General features: G+C 68.5%; 15 protein-coding genes. 9 read left to right on the plus strand and 6 right to left on the minus strand.

Features of this window, described 5'->3' with window-relative positions; all coding sequences use genetic code 11:
- Positions 1–77: 77 nt before the first annotated feature.
- Positions 78–911 carry a pyrroline-5-carboxylate reductase gene (gene proC / locus QRM95_RS06480; protein ID WP_285246988.1) on the plus strand — a complete coding sequence of 278 codons (834 nt, stop codon included), beginning with the start codon at positions 78–80 and terminating at the stop codon, positions 909–911.
- Between the two features lie 54 nt (positions 912–965).
- Here proC and QRM95_RS06485 read toward each other — a convergent pair whose 3' ends face one another.
- Positions 966–1,604: a potassium channel family protein gene (locus QRM95_RS06485; RefSeq protein WP_018761823.1), complete on the minus strand. Its 639-nt coding sequence runs from the start codon at positions 1,602–1,604 to the stop codon at positions 966–968.
- 40 nt (positions 1,605–1,644) lie between these two features.
- The gene (locus tag QRM95_RS06490) at positions 1,645–3,078 is read right to left on the minus strand and encodes a TrkH family potassium uptake protein (RefSeq protein ID WP_285246989.1); all 1,434 of its coding nucleotides are present in this window, start codon (positions 3,076–3,078) and stop codon (positions 1,645–1,647) included.
- Positions 3,079–3,183: 105 nt separating this feature from the next.
- On the opposite strand from QRM95_RS06490, the gene QRM95_RS06495 reads away from it, so the two are divergent.
- Positions 3,184–4,395: an acetoin utilization protein AcuC gene (locus tag QRM95_RS06495; protein WP_285246990.1), complete on the plus strand. Its 1,212-nt coding sequence runs from the start codon at positions 3,184–3,186 to the stop codon at positions 4,393–4,395.
- Positions 4,396–4,475: 80 nt separating this feature from the next.
- Positions 4,476–5,105 (plus strand): ArsR/SmtB family transcription factor, encoded by a 630-nt coding sequence (locus tag QRM95_RS06500; RefSeq protein ID WP_285246991.1) that lies wholly within the window; start codon positions 4,476–4,478, stop codon positions 5,103–5,105.
- 3 nt (positions 5,106–5,108) lie between these two features.
- On the opposite strand, the gene QRM95_RS06505 is transcribed toward QRM95_RS06500, so the two are convergent.
- A complete protein-coding gene (locus QRM95_RS06505; RefSeq protein ID WP_285246992.1) occupies positions 5,109–6,446 on the minus strand; it encodes an alpha-hydroxy acid oxidase in 1,338 nt (445 codons plus the stop codon).
- Positions 6,447–6,514: 68 nt separating this feature from the next.
- On the opposite strand from QRM95_RS06505, the gene QRM95_RS06510 reads away from it, so the two are divergent.
- A complete protein-coding gene (locus QRM95_RS06510) occupies positions 6,515–7,219 on the plus strand; it encodes a FadR/GntR family transcriptional regulator (protein WP_285246993.1) in 705 nt (234 codons plus the stop codon).
- Here the strand turns inward: QRM95_RS06510 and QRM95_RS06515 are convergent.
- Complete coding sequence (locus QRM95_RS06515; protein ID WP_285246994.1) at positions 7,216–8,250, minus strand: LacI family DNA-binding transcriptional regulator; 1,035 nt, start codon at positions 8,248–8,250, stop codon at positions 7,216–7,218. The two genes, QRM95_RS06510 and QRM95_RS06515, sit on opposite strands and share 4 nt — an antisense overlap.
- A 352-nt stretch (positions 8,251–8,602) precedes the next feature.
- Here QRM95_RS06515 and QRM95_RS06520 point away from each other — a divergent pair, with 352 nt between their 5' ends.
- The 5 genes from QRM95_RS06520 to QRM95_RS06540 are packed head-to-tail and all read left to right on the plus strand — an operon-like array spanning position 8,603 to position 14,495.
- Positions 8,603–10,030 carry a Gfo/Idh/MocA family protein gene (locus QRM95_RS06520; protein WP_285246995.1) on the plus strand — a complete coding sequence of 476 codons (1,428 nt, stop codon included), beginning with the start codon at positions 8,603–8,605 and terminating at the stop codon, positions 10,028–10,030.
- A gap of 9 nt (positions 10,031–10,039) precedes the next feature.
- Entirely contained in the window at positions 10,040–11,005 is a 966-nt protein-coding gene (locus tag QRM95_RS06525) for an NAD-dependent epimerase/dehydratase family protein (RefSeq protein WP_285246996.1), read from the plus strand.
- Complete coding sequence (locus QRM95_RS06530) at positions 11,002–11,907, plus strand: 5-dehydro-4-deoxyglucarate dehydratase (RefSeq protein ID WP_285246997.1); 906 nt, start codon at positions 11,002–11,004, stop codon at positions 11,905–11,907. Before QRM95_RS06525 ends, QRM95_RS06530 begins: the two co-directional genes overlap by 4 nt.
- A complete protein-coding gene (locus QRM95_RS06535; protein ID WP_285246998.1) occupies positions 11,907–13,010 on the plus strand; it encodes a mandelate racemase/muconate lactonizing enzyme family protein in 1,104 nt (367 codons plus the stop codon). The genes QRM95_RS06530 and QRM95_RS06535 overlap by 1 nt, the downstream gene beginning before the upstream one ends.
- Positions 13,011–13,043: 33 nt before the next feature.
- Entirely contained in the window at positions 13,044–14,495 is a 1,452-nt protein-coding gene (locus QRM95_RS06540) for an aldehyde dehydrogenase (NADP(+)) (protein ID WP_285246999.1), read from the plus strand.
- A 118-nt stretch (positions 14,496–14,613) separates the two neighbouring features.
- Here the strand turns inward: QRM95_RS06540 and QRM95_RS06545 are convergent, their stop codons facing one another.
- A complete protein-coding gene (locus QRM95_RS06545) occupies positions 14,614–15,729 on the minus strand; it encodes a M24 family metallopeptidase (RefSeq protein ID WP_285247000.1) in 1,116 nt (371 codons plus the stop codon).
- Positions 15,726–17,771 carry a DUF6807 family protein gene (locus QRM95_RS06550; protein ID WP_285247001.1) on the minus strand — a complete coding sequence of 682 codons (2,046 nt, stop codon included), beginning with the start codon at positions 17,769–17,771 and terminating at the stop codon, positions 15,726–15,728. The genes QRM95_RS06545 and QRM95_RS06550 overlap by 4 nt, the downstream gene beginning before the upstream one ends.
- Between the last annotated feature and the right edge of the window lie 17 nt (positions 17,772–17,788).

Here is a 17,788-nt window from a genome sequence, read left to right on the forward strand (position 1 = left end):
AGGACTCCAAGTTGTGCGCTGCCTGCGCTGAACATGGGAGTTGCCTGTGAATGCATGCGTGCTGCAATGATGGAGGCATGAGCAACCGAATTGCATTCCTTGGCTGTGGATCCATGAACGAGGCCATTCTTGGCGGTCTGCTGGAGGCCGGCACGGACCCCGGGGATGTGGTGGCCACCGTCCGCCGCGCGGAGCGCGCCTCGGAACTCGCCGAACGGTACCCCGGTATTACCGCGATCGCCGGCGAGGAAGAACCCGACAACAACAAACAGGCCACCAAGGGATCCGCCGTCGTCATCCTTGGCGTCAAACCGGTGGGCATTGCTGACCTGGCCCGCGAAATCGGCCCTGCCCTTTCGCCGGATACCGTGGTGGTCAGCGTGGCCGCGGCAGTATCCATCGCCCAGCTTGAAGCCGCGCTCCCCGCCGGCCAGCCGGTCATCCGGACCATGCCCAACACGCCGGCAAAGCTGGGCCGCGGCGTGGTGTCCGTGTCACCGGGAACCCACTGCACTCCCGAGCAGCTCCTGAAGGTCAAGGACATCCTGCAGGGCGCCGGGACTGTGGTCGAAGTGCCCGAAGAGCAGGTGGATGCGCTGTCTGCGATCAGCGGCTCGGGCCCGGCGTACGCCTTCTACCTGGCCGAGGCCATGGCGTCGGCAGGGGAGGAGTTGGGCCTGGACCGCGAGCTGTCCCTGCTCCTGGCCCGCGAAACGGTGGCCGGCGCAGGCTTCATGCTCGCCGAACCGGGGGCGGACCCTTCCGCGCTGCGCAAAGCGGTCACCAGCCCCAACGGCACCACGGAGCGGGCCATCGCCACGTTCGACGAACAGGGCATCCCGGCCATCATTGCCGCCGGTGCCAAGGCGGCAGCGGACCGGGCAGCGGAAATCACCAAGCAGCTTGGGTAGCGGCGGTCGGGCCTGTCGAAATCCGGTTTCGACAGGCCCGACCACCGTGGGACTTTAAGGCCGGGCGGCGAACCGTTCCAGCAGGTCGACGTGCCCGGAGACAATGAGCATGTCCCGCGAGGACACCTTGGTCTCGGGCCGGGCGTAGGTGAAATCCTCGCCCGGGGACTTCACGCCCACAATGGTCACACCGTACTTGGAGCGGACCTTCGACTCGTCCAGCGTGAAACCCACGGTCTCGCGCGGCGGGTACATCTTCACAATGGCGAAGTCGTCATCAAACTCGATGAAGTCCAGCATCCTGCCGGAGACCAGGTGCGCTGCCCGGACGCCGGCGTCGGCCTCCGGGTAGATCACGTGGTTGGCCCCGATCCGCGTCAGGATCTTGCCGTGCGAGGGGGTGATGGCCTTGACCCAGAGATGTTCGATTCCGAGGTCCACCAGGTTGACGGTGATCAGCACGGAGGACTCGATGGACGTCCCCACCCCCACCACTGCGGAACTGAACTCCTGCGCGCCCAGCTGGCGCAGCGCGTCGATGTTGGTGGCGTCAGCCTCCACCACGTGGGTCAGGAGCGGGGCCCATTTCTGCACCAGGTTCCGGTCGCGTTCGATCGCGAGTACTTCCCGGCCCTGTTTGACCAGCTGCTCTGCCGTGGATGATCCGAAGCGGCCCAGCCCGATCACCAGCACCGGGGCGTTGTGGGCGGGGCGCCGCGGGGCGTCTGTGGAACTAGCCAATGATGGGCCTCTCTTCGGGGTAGTGGTACAGCTGGCTGCGCTGGCGCAGGGCCAGGGCGGCCGCGAGGGTAACGGTTCCCACGCGGCCCGCGAACATCAGGGCCGCGAGGACGTAGACGCCGGCAGGTGGCATCTCGGCGCTGAGGTTGGTGCTCAGGCCCACCGTGGCGAACGCGGAAATGGTTTCGAACAGCACCCGGTCAAGCGACTGGCCGCTGATGGCCAGCAGCAGGAAAGCGGACACGGACACCAGGGTGGCGCCGGCCACGATCACCGAGATGGCCACCCGCATGCTTCCTTGCGGGATGGTCCTGCCGTAGACCTTGACGTCCGCGTCACCGCGGGCCTCGGCGACGATGGCCAGGAACATCACGGCGATGGTGGTGACTTTGATGCCGCCCGCCGTGGATGCGGAACCGCCGCCGGCGAACATCAGGGCGTCCGTCAGCAGCATGGTGGTGGAATCCATCTGGTTCTGGTCCACCAGGTTGAAGCCGCCGGAACGCGTCATGACGGAGGCGAACAGCGCGTGGGTGATCTTGTCGCCCACATCCATGGTGCCGATGGTCCGGACGTTGTCCCACTCCATCAGCGCCCAGAGGAACGCCCCGGCCACCAGGAGGATCAGCGATACCTGGATGGTGAGCTTGGTGTGGAGGTTCCACTTTTTCCAGTTCAAGCCGTTCTGCTGGAGGACCATCACCACGGGGAAGCCCAGGCTGCCCAGGAACACGCCCACCATCAGCGGGATGAGGATCCACAGGTCCGTCTCGTAGGGCACGATGCCGTCAGAGTGCGGGGTGAAGCCGGCGTTGTTGAACGACGAAATGGCATAGAAGATGCCATGCCACACGGACTGCCAGAAGGGCTCGCCCAGGGTCAGGAAGCGGGGAACGAGGGCCAGCGCCAGGACGCCCTCGATGACCACGGAGGTGGTGATGACGATCCGGAGCAGCGTGCCCACCTCGCCGAGGCGGCCGGCGTTGTTCATGGATTCGGCGGCAATGATCTTCCCCCGCACCCCCAGCCGCTTGCTCACCATGAGCGCCAGCAGCGAGGCGAGCGTCAAGGTACCCAAACCGCCAATGAAGATGCCCACCAGGATCACCAGCTGGCCGAAGAAGGACCAGTGCACCGCCGTCGACACCACCGTAAGTCCGGTCACGCAGACGGCCGAGACGGCGGTGAACAGGGCCTCGTGGATGGGGGTGGCGGTTCCGTCGGCCGAAGCCATGGGCAGGGACAGCAGGAACGTGAACACCACGCAGACCGCGGCGAACGCCGTCAGGGCAAGCCTGGCAGGGGAGGTGTTGGCAATGTCGTCGATGAAGTCGCGAAGCCGCGTGAAGATCCAGAGGCCCTCCCGCTCCTGCGCTGGGGGGTGCCAGCTGGCCGGGGTCCGGGGCCTTGACTGGCTCTGCGTCATGTGTGGCTTTTCCTCGGTCGAAACTGCTTCCCCCAGTAGTAAACCACTAAAGCCCGGCTTCATGGCCTGGCTGGGAGTCCGGCGGGCTCGGGTAGCCTGTGATTGATGACATATCTGCCCGGTCTAAGCCAGCCCGCGCTGCCGACGATGGTGGCGTGGAGCCCTGACATGACTGCCTACAACTTTGGTCCGGGCCACCCCATGGCACCGGAACGGATGGACCTGACGGCCCGCCTGGCGCGCAGCCTGGGGCTGTTCGACCTGGACCACGTGGACGTGCAGGCGCCGGAGACGGCTTCCGATGCAGAACTGGAAGCGGTGCATTCGGTGGATTATGTCGCGGCGGTGCGCAGGGTCAGCGCCGACCCCTCCCGGCCGGACGAGTCCCGGGGGCTGGGAACCGAGGATGACCCGGCCTTCGCGGGAATGCATGAGGCTGCGGCGCGGCTCGCCGGCGGATCCCTGATGGCCGCCCAGGGCGTGCTGGAGGGCTGGGCCGTGCATGCGGTCAACTTCGGCGGCGGCATGCACCACGCCTCCCGGGACCGCGCCAGTGGATTCTGCATCTACAACGACGCCGCGCTTGCCGTGCAGCGGCTCCTTGACGGCGGCGTCGGAAAAGTGGCCTACATCGATGTCGATGCCCACCACGGCGACGGCACGCAGAACATCTTCTGGGACGATCCCCGGGTCTTGACGCTCTCGCTGCACGAAACAGGACTGACCCTCTTTCCTGGAACAGGGTTCGCCAATGAGATCGGCGGCCCCGCAGCGGAGGGAACAGCCGTCAACGTTGCGCTGCCCGCCGGCACCGGGGACGCCGGCTGGCTCCGGGCCTTTTACGCCATCGTGCCGCAGCTGGTAGCCGCCTTCGAACCGGAGGTCATCGTCAGCCAGCACGGCTGCGATTCACACCGCAGCGACCCCCTCACCCACCTCAACCTCAGCGTCGACGGGCAGCGCGAGGCCGCGAACGCCGTCGCGAACCTTGCCGAACGGTTCTGCGGTGGCCGCTGGATCGCCACCGGAGGCGGCGGATACAACGTCCTGGACGTGGTGCCGCGCGCCTGGAGCCACCTCGTGGCCATCGCCGCCGGACGGCCCGTGCCGCTGCGCACGGCCGTCCCCGAGGACTGGCGGCACTACGTGGCGGAGAAATTCGGGACCGTGGCCCCGGCGCTCATGGGGGACGACGTGGAACTCTGGTGGCGGTCCTGGGAAGTGGGCTTCGACCCCAACGACGCCGTCGACCGTACCGTCATGGCCACCCGCAAGGCGGTGTTCCCCTTGCACGGGCTGGACCCCTGGTTCGACTAGCGGCTCCGGTGCCGCCGTGGAGCACTGGGATACCGAAATAGTTGATGCCTTTCGGCGTATATGTCGCTAGGGTGGGAGGCATGGTGACAGACGACGTATTTGCCGTCATAGCGGAATCCACCCGGCGGGACATCCTGGTGGCCCTCCGGACGGGGGACAAAGCAGTGGGGGAGCTGGTGGAGGAACTGGACGCCAGCCAGCCCACCATTTCCAAGCACCTGAAGGTCCTGAGGGAAGCGCAGCTGGTCAGCATGCGCGCGCAGGGCCAAAAACGGTACTACGCCTTGAACCGGGGTCCGCTGGAAGGCATCGCAAGCTGGCTGGAGACGTTCGACGTCGGCACGGCCGCCAAGGCTGCCTCCTCGCCAACCGGCGCATCACCAAAGAACGCCTCCGCAAGCAGCGCCGCAGGGAGCACGGCAGCTGCGGCGAAAGGCCGGCCAACAGCGGCGGCCGCCGCAGCAGGCCCGACGGAGGCGCCCGCCGCCGTCGAACCGGGGCACGCGGCGCACATCCAGGAGGACGCCGCGGCCGCCGTCCTGGCGCGGGAGGGGGCCGAGCTGAGCCCCGCCGTCGTCATTCCCGGCGGAACCGCCGCCCCGTTGAGCGACGACAGCGTTCCGCAGCAGATTGGACGCAGCGTTGGCCGCGCGGCCACCAAAGCCGCGGACCTGCTGGCAAACCTGCCCAAGTTCGGCCGCAAGAAATAGCGGCTACCGCCCCAGCAGCCGCACATGGTCCGGCGTGAGCCCCGAAACGGAACTGACGCCCAGCAGGGCCATGGTGCGTGCCATGTCCTTTTCCAGGATCTGCAGGGCGCGGTCCACGCCGGCGCGGCCGCCGGCCATCAGGCCGTAGAGGTAGGCGCGCCCGATCAGGGTGAAGTCAGCGCCAAGGGCGAGGGCGGCCACGATGTCGGCGCCGCTCATGATGCCGGTGTCCAGCATGATGGCCGCGTCCGTGTTGTCCTTGGTGAAGGCCTCCTTGACCTCGGGGAGCAGGTGGAACGGGATGGGGGCCCGGTCCAGCTGGCGGCCGCCGTGGTTGGAGAGCACTATGCCGTCCGCGCCATGGTCCGCGACGCGGCGGGCGTCCTCCACCGTTTGGATGCCCTTGACCACCAGGTTGCCCTTCCAGGTGTCGCGCAGCCAGTCCAGGTCCTCGAAGGTCAGCGTGGGATCGAACATGGAGTTGATCAGGTCCGCCACGGTGCCGGTGTAGCGCGAGAGCGACGCGAAGGTCAGCGGCTCGTGGGTGAGGAAGTTGAACCACCAGGCAGGCCGGTAGGAGGCGTCCAGGACAGTCTTCAGGGTCAATGCCGGCGGAATGGTCATACCGTTGCGGACGTCGCGGAGGCGGGCGCCGGCCACGGCCGTATCCACGGTCACCATGAGGGTGTCGTTGCCGGCCTTGGCGGCGCGTTCGATCAGTTCCAGTGAACGGTCGCGGTCCGTCCACAGGTACAGCTGGAACCAGTTCCGGCCGTTGGGTGCAGCGGCGGCCACGTCCTCGATGGACGCGGTGCCCATGGTGGACAGCGTGTAGGGGATGCCCGCTGCCTCGGCGGCCCGGGACCCGGCGTATTCGCCCTCCGACTGCATCATCCGGGTGAATCCGGTGGGGGCGATGCCGACGGGAAGCCGGGACGGTTTGCCAAGGATGGTGGTGCTGAGGTCGATGGCTGAGACGTTCCGCAGGATCCCGGGCCGGAATTCGATGTCCAGGAAGGCCTGGCGGGCCCGGCGGAGGGTGATTTCCTCCTCGGCGGCTCCGTCCGTGTAGTCGAAGGGAGCCTGCGGCGTCCGCCGCTTGGCGATGTCCCGGAGTTCCCAGATGGTGCTGGCCCGCTTGAGCCGGGCGTCCTTGCTGAACCCGGGCTTCTTGAACTGCATCAGCGGAGCGAGGTCCGCGTACTTGGGCACGCGGCGCTTCAGGGCAGGGGGCACGGCGGACGACGCCGGCGCCTCGGCAGGGGCGGGGGCTGCGGGAATGTCCGTGGTGTCCGGGGCCGGGGCGGCTTCCGGGTTGCCGGGCTGGATGATGTGGGTCATGTCGTCCTCCTGTGGTCCAACCACACTGTAGGCCATGTGGTCCAACCACATCAACTACCATTGGCCGTATGCGAACCCATCAGCTGGTCCTGGCGTGGATCGAGGACCAACTCTCTGCCGGCCGGCTGGCCGTCGGCGGCAGGCTGCCGGCCGAACGGACCCTTGCCGAGCAGCTCAAGGTCTCCCGTACGTCGGTGCGGGAAGCCATCCGGATCCTCGAGGCGATGGGCGTGGTCCGTGCAGGTGTCGGGTCCGGCCCCGATGCCGGGACGGTGGTCATCTCTGACCCCACCGCGGCGCTCGGCTCGGCCCTCCGCCTGCACGTTGCCACCCAGCACCTGCCCGTGGCGGACATTGTGGAGACCCGCGTCCTGCTGGAGTCCTGGGCCGCGGGCAAGGCCAGGCCGGATGCCCCCGAACTCGACGAGGCCGCGGCCCTGCTGGCCGGGATGGACCAGGCGGAAGGCCTCTCGGTCGGTGACTTCCTGGCCCTCGACGTCCGCTTCCATTTCGCGCTGGCCAGCGCCGCCGGCAATGCGGTGGTCAGCGCCATGATGGGATCCCTCCGCGAGGCCATCCAGGGCTACGCTGCAGAGCTGACGTCAAACCTGCCCGACTGGGACGCCACCGCCTCCCGTTTGCGCGCCGAGCACCACGCCATCCTTGATGCGGTCCGGAAGGGCGACGGCGGCCGGGCGGCAGGACTGGTGGCGGCCCACATCGAGGGGTATTACCAGGAAGCTGGCCTGGGGGCCGGGTCCCGGGAACCCTAGCCGTGGACGGCGCTCCGTGGCGCCTTGGCCGGGCCGCTGCTGGCCCGCACTTCCAGTCGGGGCTGGAAGCGGCTGCCGGGCACCTCGTTCCCTTCCTTGCGGATCAATGCCCGGAGCTGGTGCCAGGCCTGCTCGCCCAGTTCGGTAATGGGGACGGCCGCGGTGGTGAGCGCCGGCGTCGTGTATTTGGCGAAGGGGATGTCGTCGAACCCGGTCACTGAGATGTCGCCGGGCACATCCAGGCCCCGTTCATGCAGTCCGCTCATCAGGCCCATGGCCACGAGGTCGTTGAAGGCGAGGATGCCGGTGGCCCCGCTCGCCAGGACCGCGTCAACTGCTTCATGCCCGGTGTCGAAGTCCGAGCCGCCCTCGAGCATGGTCACCTCCACCTGCGGGTGGGCGGCCTTGAATGCCTCCAGGCCCTTGAGCCGCATGCCGTTGGATGCGCTCCGCGGCGGCCCCGCCAGGAAGGCCAGCCGGGTGTGCCCCAGCTCCACCAGGTGTCCGGCGATGTCCTGGACGCCCTGCCCGTAGTCCACCACCAGGCTGGGCACGTCCGGCGCGGCCGTGGTGCGGTTGATCAGCACCAGCGGGTGCAGGGACGGCGCGATCTCCGTCAGTTCGGCATCGGACATGCGGGGTGCGCAGAGGACCAGTCCGTCGCAGCGGCGGCGCGCTTCGCCGGCCAGGATGGACTCCTCGCTGGAAACCTCGAACGAATCCGCGATCAGCACCCGGTAGCCATCCTGTGCCGCGGCCCGGCTGAGGCCGCGAAGGATCGCCTGGAACGTGGGGTTGGCCAAGTCCGGCACCACGATGCCGATGGTGTCCGTCTTCCCCAGTGCGAGGCTGCGGCCCACCGGGTTGGGCTGGTACTTCAGTTCGGCGGCGGCTGCGCGGACCCTGGCGGCGATGTCCGGGTCCACGGTGAAGTTTCCGTTCATGACACGCGAAACCGTGGCGTGTGAGACTCCTGCCTTCACGGCGACATCCGCGATGCCGATCCGGCCGCTTGCCGATTTCCTGGCCATGGGGAACCCTTCTTTCGCGCCACTCCGGACGGATGCTGCCGGCCGCGGCACGCGCCGGGCCAACAAGCCCCGGGTGGCAGGTGCTTTGGAAGACAGCATATACGGCAGCCGGAAAGCGATTTCTATCCTTTTCCCGGCAGTTTTCCGCCGGGGAGGGCGCCAGCGCGGCGCGTTGGGCTGGAAAACGCTTTCTGTCAGCGCCCGAAGTGGTTGACGGATGGGCGGGCGGGTTGATACAACTTCTATAGCGAACTGAGAAAACGCTTTCTCAGGCAGGTGCAGCAGAGTGCCACCGCCGAACCGCAGCGGCCGTCCCGGCGGCCGGGCAACGAGCTTTCGAAAGGTACCCCACATGGTCAACACAGCCCAGACGACGTCGGCCGCAGCTGCTCCCCACACGGCTGCCGGCAGCGCCACCTCCGACGGCCGCAAAGCGCGCCTTGCCCTGGTCGGCACCGGAGGGCGTTCCGAAATGTACATCCGCGCAGTGTTCGGCAAGCACGCCGACACCGCGGAACTGGTCGCGTTCTCAGACGTGAACCCCGGCCGCGTGGAGTTCTACCAGGGCCTCATCCAGGAACTCGGCGCTCCCGGCCCCATTGCCTCGTTCGATCCGGCGGACCTGACGGCGTTTATCCAGGCCAACAACATTGACCGCGTCGTGGTGACCACTCCGGACTACACCCACGCCGGCTACATCGTCGAAGCCCTCCGGGCCGGCGCGGACGTGGTGGTGGAGAAACCGCTCACCATCGATGCCGAGGGCTGCCGCCGCATCACCAAAGCGGTCCAGGAAACCGGCCGGAATGTGGTGGTGACGTTCAACTACCGCTACTCGCCCCGCAACAGCGCCCTGAAGGAAATCATCCAGAGCGGCGTGATCGGCAAGGTCACCTCGATCGACTTCAGCTGGGTCCTGGACACGGTCCACGGCGCCGACTACTTCCGCCGCTGGCACCGCGAGAAGAAGAACTCCGGCGGCCTGCTCATCCACAAGGCGTCCCACCACTTCGACCTCGTCAACTGGTGGATCGACGACGTCCCGGAGCGCGTCTTCGCCTCCGGCGGCCTGAAATTCTATGGCGACAAGAACGCCGCCGAACGCGGGCTGGGCCCCCGCCCCGAGCGCGGAACACCCGACGCCGGTGCGCCGGCCGGCGACAAGGACCCGTTCGCGCTGGACCTCCGTGAGGACGAGCGGCTCAAGGCGCTCTTCCTGGACAACGAGCACTACGACGGCTACCGCCGCGACCAGGACGTCTTCACCGGCGGCATCACCATCGAGGACAACCTGGCACTGGTGGTTGAGTACCAGGGCGGGCCGCGCCTGAGCTACTCCCTGAACGCGCACAGCCCGTGGGAAGGGTACCGGGTGGCGGTCAACGGCACCGAAGGCCGGGCTGAGCTCGAAGTGGTGGAACGCGCCGCCGTCCTGCACAGCACCGACAAGAAGGCCGTGGTGGACCCGAGCGCAACCCCCGTGGAGGAAGAGGACGCCGTGCGCCGCAACGGCGAACGGCTGGTGGTCCAGCGCCACTGGGAGGCCGCGTACGAGGTCCCGATCGTCAACGGCGAAGGCGGCCACGGCGGGGGCGACGAGCTCCTGCTCTCGGACCTCTTCAACGGCCCGGGTGAAGACCCGTTGGGCCGCCCCTCCGGCTACCTCGACGGGCTGCGTTCGGTATCCGTGGGCATCGCCGGCAACCAGTCGCTCGAAACCTCGCTCCCCATCCGCGTGGAGGACCTGGACCTCGGCGTCGACCTCCGCCGCAGCAAGTAAGGAACAACCATGAGCAGGATATTCGTTACCGGCGGCTCCGGCCGCCTGGGCCGCAGCGTCGTCGCGGGGCTTGCCCAGGCGGGCCACGAGGTGGTCTCCGTGGACCGTGACGCCGTGCCCGCCGGCCAGCTGCCGCCCGGCGTCGTGCAGGAAACCGCGGACCTCCTGGCGCCGGGGGAGGCGCTGCGCCTCCTCCGGGAGTCAAGGCCCGACGCCGTCATCCACCTTGCAGCGATCGCCGTCCCTTTCAGCGCGCCTGAGGACGTCATCTTTGGGACCAACACCAGGCTCGCCTTCGCCGTGATCAGCGCGGCCACCGAGCTGGGCGTCCCCAAAATCATCACCGCCAGCAGCCCCACCGTGCTCGGTTACGGCTCGCCCGCGGGCTGGCTTCCGCCGTCGTTCCCGCTCGACGAGCGGACGCCGCCGAAGCCTTGGAACGCCTATGCGCTGTCCAAGCTCATCGCCGAACAGACAGTGCAGATGTTCGCCGCCGCCCAGGGGGAGCGGATCCGGTACGCGGCATTCCGCCCATGCTTCGTGATCTCACCGGAGGAATGGGAGGGGGCGCCCACCCAGCAGAGCCACACCCTGGCTGAACGCCTGGCCGATCCCGCCCTTTCGGCGCCGGCCCTGTTCAACTACGTGGACGCCCGGGATGTGGCGGACTTCCTTGACCTGCTGCTCCGGAAAATGACGGACATTCCCAACGGCGAAACCTTCTTCGTCGGAGCTGCGGACGCCCTGGCAACCGCGCCGCTGGCGGAGCTCATGCCCCGGTTCCTGCCGGGCAGCGAAGACATCAGCGCGGGCTTGACCGGGACCAGCCCCGCGTTCTCCATCGCCAAGGCACAGGAACTCCTGGGCTGGCAGCCGCGGCGCAGCTGGCGCACTGAACTCACGTCCCGCCACACCCTCAACGACGAGGCTTCCACGCTGGTCACAGCCGGCGGCGGAAGCAAGGAGACACCATGAAATTCGACGGCGTACTGTTTTTTCCCGTCACCCCGTTCACGGCCGACGGCGCCGTTGACGTCGCACTGCTCAAGGAACACATCGCCTCCCGGCTGCCCTATGGCCCCGGTGGCGTCTTCCCTGCCTGTGGCACCGGTGAATTCCATGCCCTCAGCATCGACGAGGTCCGCACCGTGGTGGCGGCCGCCGTCGAGGTCGTCGCCGGAAAAGTCCCCGTAGTGGCAGGAGCTGGTGGACCGCTGGGCCACGCACTCGCTGCTGCCCGGGTGGCCGAGGAAGCCGGCGCCGACGCCCTCCTGGTGCTTCCGCCATACCTGGTGACCGGACCCACCGACGGCCTGGTGGCCTACATCGAGGCTGTCGCCGATGCCAGCAGCCTGCCGGTCATTGTCTACCACCGCGGCAACGCAAAGTTCACGGCCGCGTCCATGGCGAAGCTGGCGGCGAATCCCAAGGTCATCGGCTTCAAGGACGGCCTGGGCGACGTCGGCCTGGCCCAGGAGATCGTGTCCGCCGTCAAGGCTTCCGGCCGGGAGGACTTCGCGTTCTTCAACGGCCTGCTCACCGCGGAACTGACGCAGGGCGCCTACCGCGGCCTGGGGATCCCGCTGTATTCGTCGGCAGCGTTCGCGATGGCGCCGGAGATCGCCAAGGCATACTACGACGCCTACGTTTCCGGGGATGAAGACCGCCGCAATGCCCTCCTGGAGGGCTTCTACGCGCCACTGGTCCGCCTGCGCGACCAGACGCCCGGTTTCGGCGTCTCCCTGATCAAGGCCGGCCTGCGCCTGGGCGGCCTTCCGGTGGGCCCGGTGCGGCCGCCGCTGGTGGAACCCACGGAGGAGCAGCTCGTGGAGCTCAAGGCCATCCTGGCCAGGGGCTACGAGCTGGCCGGGCACTGATGAGCGCACCGGCGGCCGAAACCGTCCGCACCGTCCCGCGCATCACCGGCCTGTCGACGAGGCTCCTCACCGTTGCGCTGCGCCGCAGCTGGGGCGCGGAGGCACCGGAGAACCACGTGATCGCCACCGAGATCTCCACGGACGACGGCGGCACGGGTTTTGGTTTCTCCTGGACGCCTACCATCGGTCCCCAGGCAGTCAAGGCGTTGCTTGACCACGACATCGCCCCTTTCGTGACCGGGCTGCCCGCCACCCCCGAGGGTGTGTGGGACGTGCTCTGGAAGCGGCTGCACGAGGCCGGCGGCGGAGGGCTCACCACCATTGCCATGGCCGGTGTGGACCTTGCATTGTGGGACCTGCAGGCCCGCCGTGCCGGCATGTCCGTCACGGGCCTGCTGGGCCAGCGGCAGGAGTCAGCCGAGGTTTACGGTTCCGGCGTGAACCTGCACTACACCCTGGAAGAGTTGGTGGCGCAGGCCGAACGCTGGGTTGCCGCCGGCCACCAGGCAGTGAAGATCAAGGTGGGCAAGCCGGACCTCCGCGAGGACCGCGAACGCGTTGCCGCCGTCCGTTCCGTCCTGGGCCCGGACCGCAGGCTCATGATCGACGCCAACCAGCGGTGGGACCTGCCCACCACCCTCCGGGCCCTCGATGTCCTGGCCGAATTCGGGCTGGAATGGCTGGAAGAACCTATCCGTGCGGACGACCTCTGGGCCTACCGAAGGCTCCGCAAACATTCGCCGGTGCCCATTGCCCTTGGCGAAAACCTGCACACGATCTACCGGTTCCGCGATTTCATCGAGGCGGAGGCGGTGGACATCATCCAGCCCAACATCATCCGGGTAGGCGGCATCACCCCGTTCCGGCGGATCGTGGAGCTGGCACGGACCCACAGCATCAAGGTCATGCTGCACCTGCTGCCGGAACTGTCCGGGCAGCTGGCACTGACCCTGGCGGAACCCACAATGGTGGAGGATGTCGAGGAGGCATCCTTCGAACAGCTGGGGATCCTGGCCGGCCCGTCGCCGGTGCGGTTCGCCAACAGCAGGGTGGCCCTGGCGGACCAGCCCGGACTGGGCTTCCGTTTCCGGGACGCACCGTAACCACTACGCACATCCACAGAACAGGTACCTGACGTGACAACTGCAACGCTTTCCCTGTCCGAACTCACCGCTGCCGCGACGGAGGCCGCCCGGACTGCCGCTGCGGCCACCGATGCAGAGCGCGCCGCGTGGCTTCACGCGGTCGCGGACGCCCTGGACGCCAACGCGGCGGAACTGGTGGAAATCGCCGACGCCGAGACCAGCCTCGGTGTCCCGCGCCTGACGGGGGAAGTGGCCCGCACCACCGGCCAGCTGCGCTTGTTCGCCAGGGTGATCACCGAGGGCTCCTACCTTGAAGCCATCATCGACCACCCGGACCCCGCCGCCACGCCGCCCACACCCGACCTGCGCCGCCTCCTGCGGCCCATCGGGCCGGTGGCGGTCTTCTCGGCGTCGAACTTCCCGTTCGCCTTCTCCGTGGCAGGCGGTGACACGGCCTCGGCCCTCGCCGTCGGCTGCTCCGTGGTTGTCAAAGCCCACTCAGGGCACCTGCGGCTCTCCGAGCGGACCGCAGAAATTGTCGCGGAGGCGCTTCGCAGTGCGGGTGCTCCGGAGGGCCTGTTCGCCCTGGTCAGCGGCCGCGAGGTGGGAACGGCGCTGGTCCAGGACCCCGCCATCAAGGCCGTGGGCTTCACCGGGTCCATTCCCGGCGGCCGCGCCCTTTTCGACCTCGCCACCTCCCGCCCTGATCCCATCCCGTTCTACGGAGAGCTGGGCAGCCTCAACCCGGTGGTCATCACCGCGGCAGCACTGAAGGCCCGCTCCGCGGAGCTCGCCGCCGGCCTGGCAGGCTCCTTCACCCTTGGGGCGGGCCAGTTCTGCACCAAGCCGGGCCTGGTATTCATCCCTGCCGGAACCTCCTTCCCAGCCGAAGTGGCGGAAGCCAGCAAGGACAAGCCCGCGGCCGGCATGCTGACCAGCCGCATCGCCGAAGCCTACCCGGACGGGCTGCGCAGCTTCGCAGCCGTGGAGGGCGTGGAGGTGGTGGGCGGCAGCGTTGACCAGGACGCCGCAGCCAACGGGGCGGCCCCGGTGGTGTTCGCCACCACCGCGGCCAAGGTCCTGGACCGGCCCGGGCAGCTGCTTGAAGAATGCTTCGGCCCCACCACCATCCTCATCGAGTACACGGACCAGCAAGAGCTGTCTGCTGTCCTGGCGGAGGTTCCCGGCAGCCTGACGGCTACAGTGCATGCACAACCGGGCGAGGACATCGCCGCCCTGGTGGAGCAGCTCTCCGGCCTGGCCGGCCGGGTCCTGTTCGACGGCTGGCCCACCGGCGTCGCCGTGAACTGGGCCCAGCAGCACGGCGGCCCGTACCCCGCCACCACCTCGCTGTTCACCTCGGTGGGTGCGACGGCGGTCCGCCGCTTCCAGCGTCCCGTGGCCTACCAGGACGCCCCGGAAAGTGTCCTGCACCCGGCGTTGCGCGAGGACAATCCGCTGGGGATCCTGCGCCGTGTGGATGGGGAACTGCGGCTTCCGTAACAACGCCCGCCCACCTGCTGCAGCCAAACACGAAACGCCCGCTCACTTATGGCCGTATTTACGGCCATAAGTGAGCGGGCGTTTCGATTAAAGCTGCAGCAGGTGAGCGGGCGTCGACTTAGAGCTGCAGGGTCACGGGGCGTTCCAGCCCGTTCACGGTGGCCACCGGCCAGCGCGGATCAACAGTCAGGATGCGGAGCCCGGATCCCGTGAGCTGGACCGTGTCTTCGATCTTGACGCCCGGCCCTGACGGGTTCCACGTGAACGCCTGGTCCAGCACCACCGTATCCGTGGCGCCGGAGGTGACCCGGGGGTCACGGCCCGCGTAACCTGCGGGCCCGCCCTGGTGGTGCTGTTCCCACTGGTCCGCGCCGAAGCCATGCCGGACGTAGGCGGCCTGGATCTCGGTGAAGATACGGTCCAGCCGGGTGCCGGGAACCGTCGCATCGAAAATATCAGCCTCTACTGCCGCGATGCGGGCCTCGGCGTCGCGCTCTCCGGGAGTGCCGGCGTCGAACCTGATCCAGCGGGTGATGTTGGCCACCAGGCCGTCGCGGCGGGCGCAAACCACCGCCATGGCACGCCGGCCAAGAGGCGCGTGCGTGGCCAGGGGGTGCCGGAACGTGCTGCGGGAGCTGCCGTTGCACAGGAGCACCAGCGGCTCTGCCCCCGCGGCCACCACTCGCGCGGCCAGCGCCGACACCAGCGCGAATTCGCTAGTGTCCGGGCGGGCGGCGGACAGGACATCGGTCATGATGCCGGCAACGTCAGCGCTGAGCAGGGCATAGCGGGCGCTCTCCGCCGGAAGCAGCTGCTGGCGGGCGGCGCGCAGTTCGGCGACAACCTCTGCCTCGGACAGCGGCGGCCCGGCATCATTGCCCACGGCGGCCGCAGCCTGGTGCAGGTTCGCGTACCAGGGAACGGTATGCAGGTTGACTCCCAGCGGAAGCTCCTCGGCGGCGATCCTGCCGGCTTCGTTGTTGAACGTCACCAGGTGATCGCCGTCGCGCGCCACGAGCAGGGCGGCGATGGGGTCGCCGGCCAGGCTGACGTGCACCCGGCTGCCATCCAGGTACCAGGTCAGGGCCGTGTTGGTGGTGAGGAGCAGCGAATCCCGCCCGGCCACGTCAAGAATGTCCAGTACGCGCCGGCGCTTGATGGCCCGGTCACCCGGGGATCCGGGAGCCAGGCGTGCCTCCTGCTGGGGAACGGCTGCGGCTGTGGTCTGGGTCATGACGGATCCCCTTGCTGGTTGATCAGTGCTTCGATGTCGGCGGTGGCCAGGAGTCCGTCGGCCACGAAAACGGTGACGTGCCGCCGCACCGGCGCGCCGGGTTCCGCCATGACGGGCGAATCCCAGGCCAGTGACTGGCCGACGCCCGGGTAGCCGTCCACCCGGACAAACCATGGGTCCGTGGAGTCTCCGGCGGCGACGAACACCAAGGTGGCCGGGCCGCCGTCGAACGTTCCCGACCAGGCGAGCCATGGCGTGACGCTGCCGTGGGCCTGCGACTCACCGGAGCCGGCGGGCGTCCAGACGGCAGGATCCGCGCATTCGGGCAGCCGCCAGAAGACGCCGCCGTAGCCACCCTCGAACCGGCCGTTGGAGCCGGGACTGCCCAGGCTGACCGGCGAGTTCCCAGCGGGCGACAGCGCAAAATCCAGTGACAGCCGCCAGGCGGAGGGTTCGACGGCGGACCACGCCCAGGTGCGTTCCTCACGGAGAACGGGGGAGCCGTCCGGCCCGTTCCAGCTCAGCGTCTCCTGCAGGACGCCGGGCCGGCCCGCGCCGGCGTCGGCCTGGAGGGATACGGTGCCGGTGCTTGCGATGCTGCCATGGTCCGGGCGCCACACGTACTGGCCGGCTTCCCTGGTGTAGGTGCGGCCGCCCCAGAAATTCACCCCGTCCACATCCTGCAGGGCCACGCCGGCACCCAGGTGCCACACGTGGTCAAGGGGCTGATGATCCGTCACCACGACGCCGTTCAGGGTGCGCACCGGGTGGAGGTAGGGGCGTGGGGAGGATACTGCCCGGATATGGCTGCCGTCCTGGTATTCCGCCACCGGGTGGCCCTCAACGGTCAGCGTCCGGACCGCCGGAAGGGGACGGGCCCAGGGCACGCCCAGTTCTGCGAACGTTGCCTGTGCCTTGACGGCGCGCTCCAGCGTTCCGGAGATGCCCTGCACCACCGGATGGGCGTCGTCGCCCTCGCCTTCCCACGTGATGAAGCCGGTGCCGATCGGGGCTGGTGCGGGCGCGGTGCGGATAGCCTCCAGGACGGCGGTGAACGCTCCGGTGTCTTCCAGCGCGCAGAGCAGGGGCGTCCCGTGGGCCCGGGCATCCAGCAGGTTTTCGAGCAGGTCGGTCCGGCCGTAGGACTCCCGGCGCTCGCCGGCCGGGGTGGTGATGACGACGTGGTCCTCCGTATAGGAGTGCGTGATCTCGCCCAGCGTTCCGTGCACCGTAACGGCCGGGTTGAGCTGCTCGGGGGCACAGAGCGTGAGGGCACAGAGCAGGGTCTCTCCGCCAGCGGTGCGAATCCGCAGAATGGACGTGTCATCGCTTTCGGTGCTGTTGGCCCGGTACAGGTCCGTTTCCACGGAGCGGACGTCCGCGAGGGTATGCGCGCCCGCCAGGTGCAGTCCGGTGGCAACGGCATGGGCCAGGGCGTTCGTTGCCACCCCGTCCACCACGTCCGTGCCGTCGAGGCTGCGCTTCCCGGCCCAGCGCGAGCGGTTGAAGTACGCCTTGGTCCGCAGCCATTGGCCGGTGGCGCTGAGCCCCAGCACGGTGCCTATTTCACCTGACTCCACCAGGCCCCGGATGGCGGGCAGGGCTTGGGAGCCCAGGCTCTGGAAGCCCACCTGGACCAGGCGGCCGTGATCCCTGGCCGCGGCCAGGACCTGCTCGAATTGCGCCAGGGATGCCACCGGCGGCTTTTCGACATAGACGTCCATTCCGGCGGACAATGCCGCGATGGCCAGGGGAGCATGCGTCTGGATGGGGGTGGCAATAATGACGACGTCGACGCCCGGCTTGGCGGCCAGCAGCCGGTCCAGGTCCGGGTACACGGCCACTGATCCGGCCAGGCTGCCTGGCTGCGGCGGGTTGGGATCGGCGACGGCCACCAGTTCCAGGGCGCCGGCCTGTTCGAGCCGGGCCAGGTTGGCGAGGTGCCGTTCGCCGAAGCCGTGCACGCCCACCAGGGCAACCCTGGGAAGGTCTGTGGGCGTGGACTGCGGATGGGTGGATTCCGCCGAATGCTGTGTGGTCACGTGGGTCCTTGGGAGCG

This window comes from Pseudarthrobacter sp. efr-133-R2A-89 (assembly GCF_030209315.1).
Classification (GTDB): domain Bacteria; phylum Actinomycetota; class Actinomycetes; order Actinomycetales; family Micrococcaceae; genus Arthrobacter.

Excerpts from the sequence above, each read along its gene's own strand:
- QRM95_RS06535 (WP_285246998.1), top strand. The coding sequence starts at position 11,907 with ATGAGCGCACCGGCGGCCGAAACCGTCCGCACCGTCCCGCGCATCACC.
- QRM95_RS06505 (WP_285246992.1), bottom strand. The coding sequence starts at position 6,446 with ATGACCCACATCATCCAGCCCGGCAACCCGGAAGCCGCCCCGGCCCCG.
- QRM95_RS06510 (WP_285246993.1), top strand. The coding sequence starts at position 6,515 with ATGCGAACCCATCAGCTGGTCCTGGCGTGGATCGAGGACCAACTCTCT.
- QRM95_RS06545 (WP_285247000.1), bottom strand. The coding sequence starts at position 15,729 with ATGACCCAGACCACAGCCGCAGCCGTTCCCCAGCAGGAGGCACGCCTG.
- QRM95_RS06515 (WP_285246994.1), bottom strand. The coding sequence starts at position 8,250 with ATGGCCAGGAAATCGGCAAGCGGCCGGATCGGCATCGCGGATGTCGCC.
- QRM95_RS06530 (WP_285246997.1), top strand. The coding sequence starts at position 11,002 with ATGAAATTCGACGGCGTACTGTTTTTTCCCGTCACCCCGTTCACGGCC.
- QRM95_RS06525 (WP_285246996.1), top strand. The coding sequence starts at position 10,040 with ATGAGCAGGATATTCGTTACCGGCGGCTCCGGCCGCCTGGGCCGCAGC.
- proC (WP_285246988.1), top strand. The coding sequence starts at position 78 with ATGAGCAACCGAATTGCATTCCTTGGCTGTGGATCCATGAACGAGGCC.
- QRM95_RS06495 (WP_285246990.1), top strand. The coding sequence starts at position 3,184 with ATGACATATCTGCCCGGTCTAAGCCAGCCCGCGCTGCCGACGATGGTG.
- QRM95_RS06520 (WP_285246995.1), top strand. The coding sequence starts at position 8,603 with ATGGTCAACACAGCCCAGACGACGTCGGCCGCAGCTGCTCCCCACACG.
- QRM95_RS06490 (WP_285246989.1), bottom strand. The coding sequence starts at position 3,078 with ATGACGCAGAGCCAGTCAAGGCCCCGGACCCCGGCCAGCTGGCACCCC.
- QRM95_RS06500 (WP_285246991.1), top strand. The coding sequence starts at position 4,476 with ATGGTGACAGACGACGTATTTGCCGTCATAGCGGAATCCACCCGGCGG.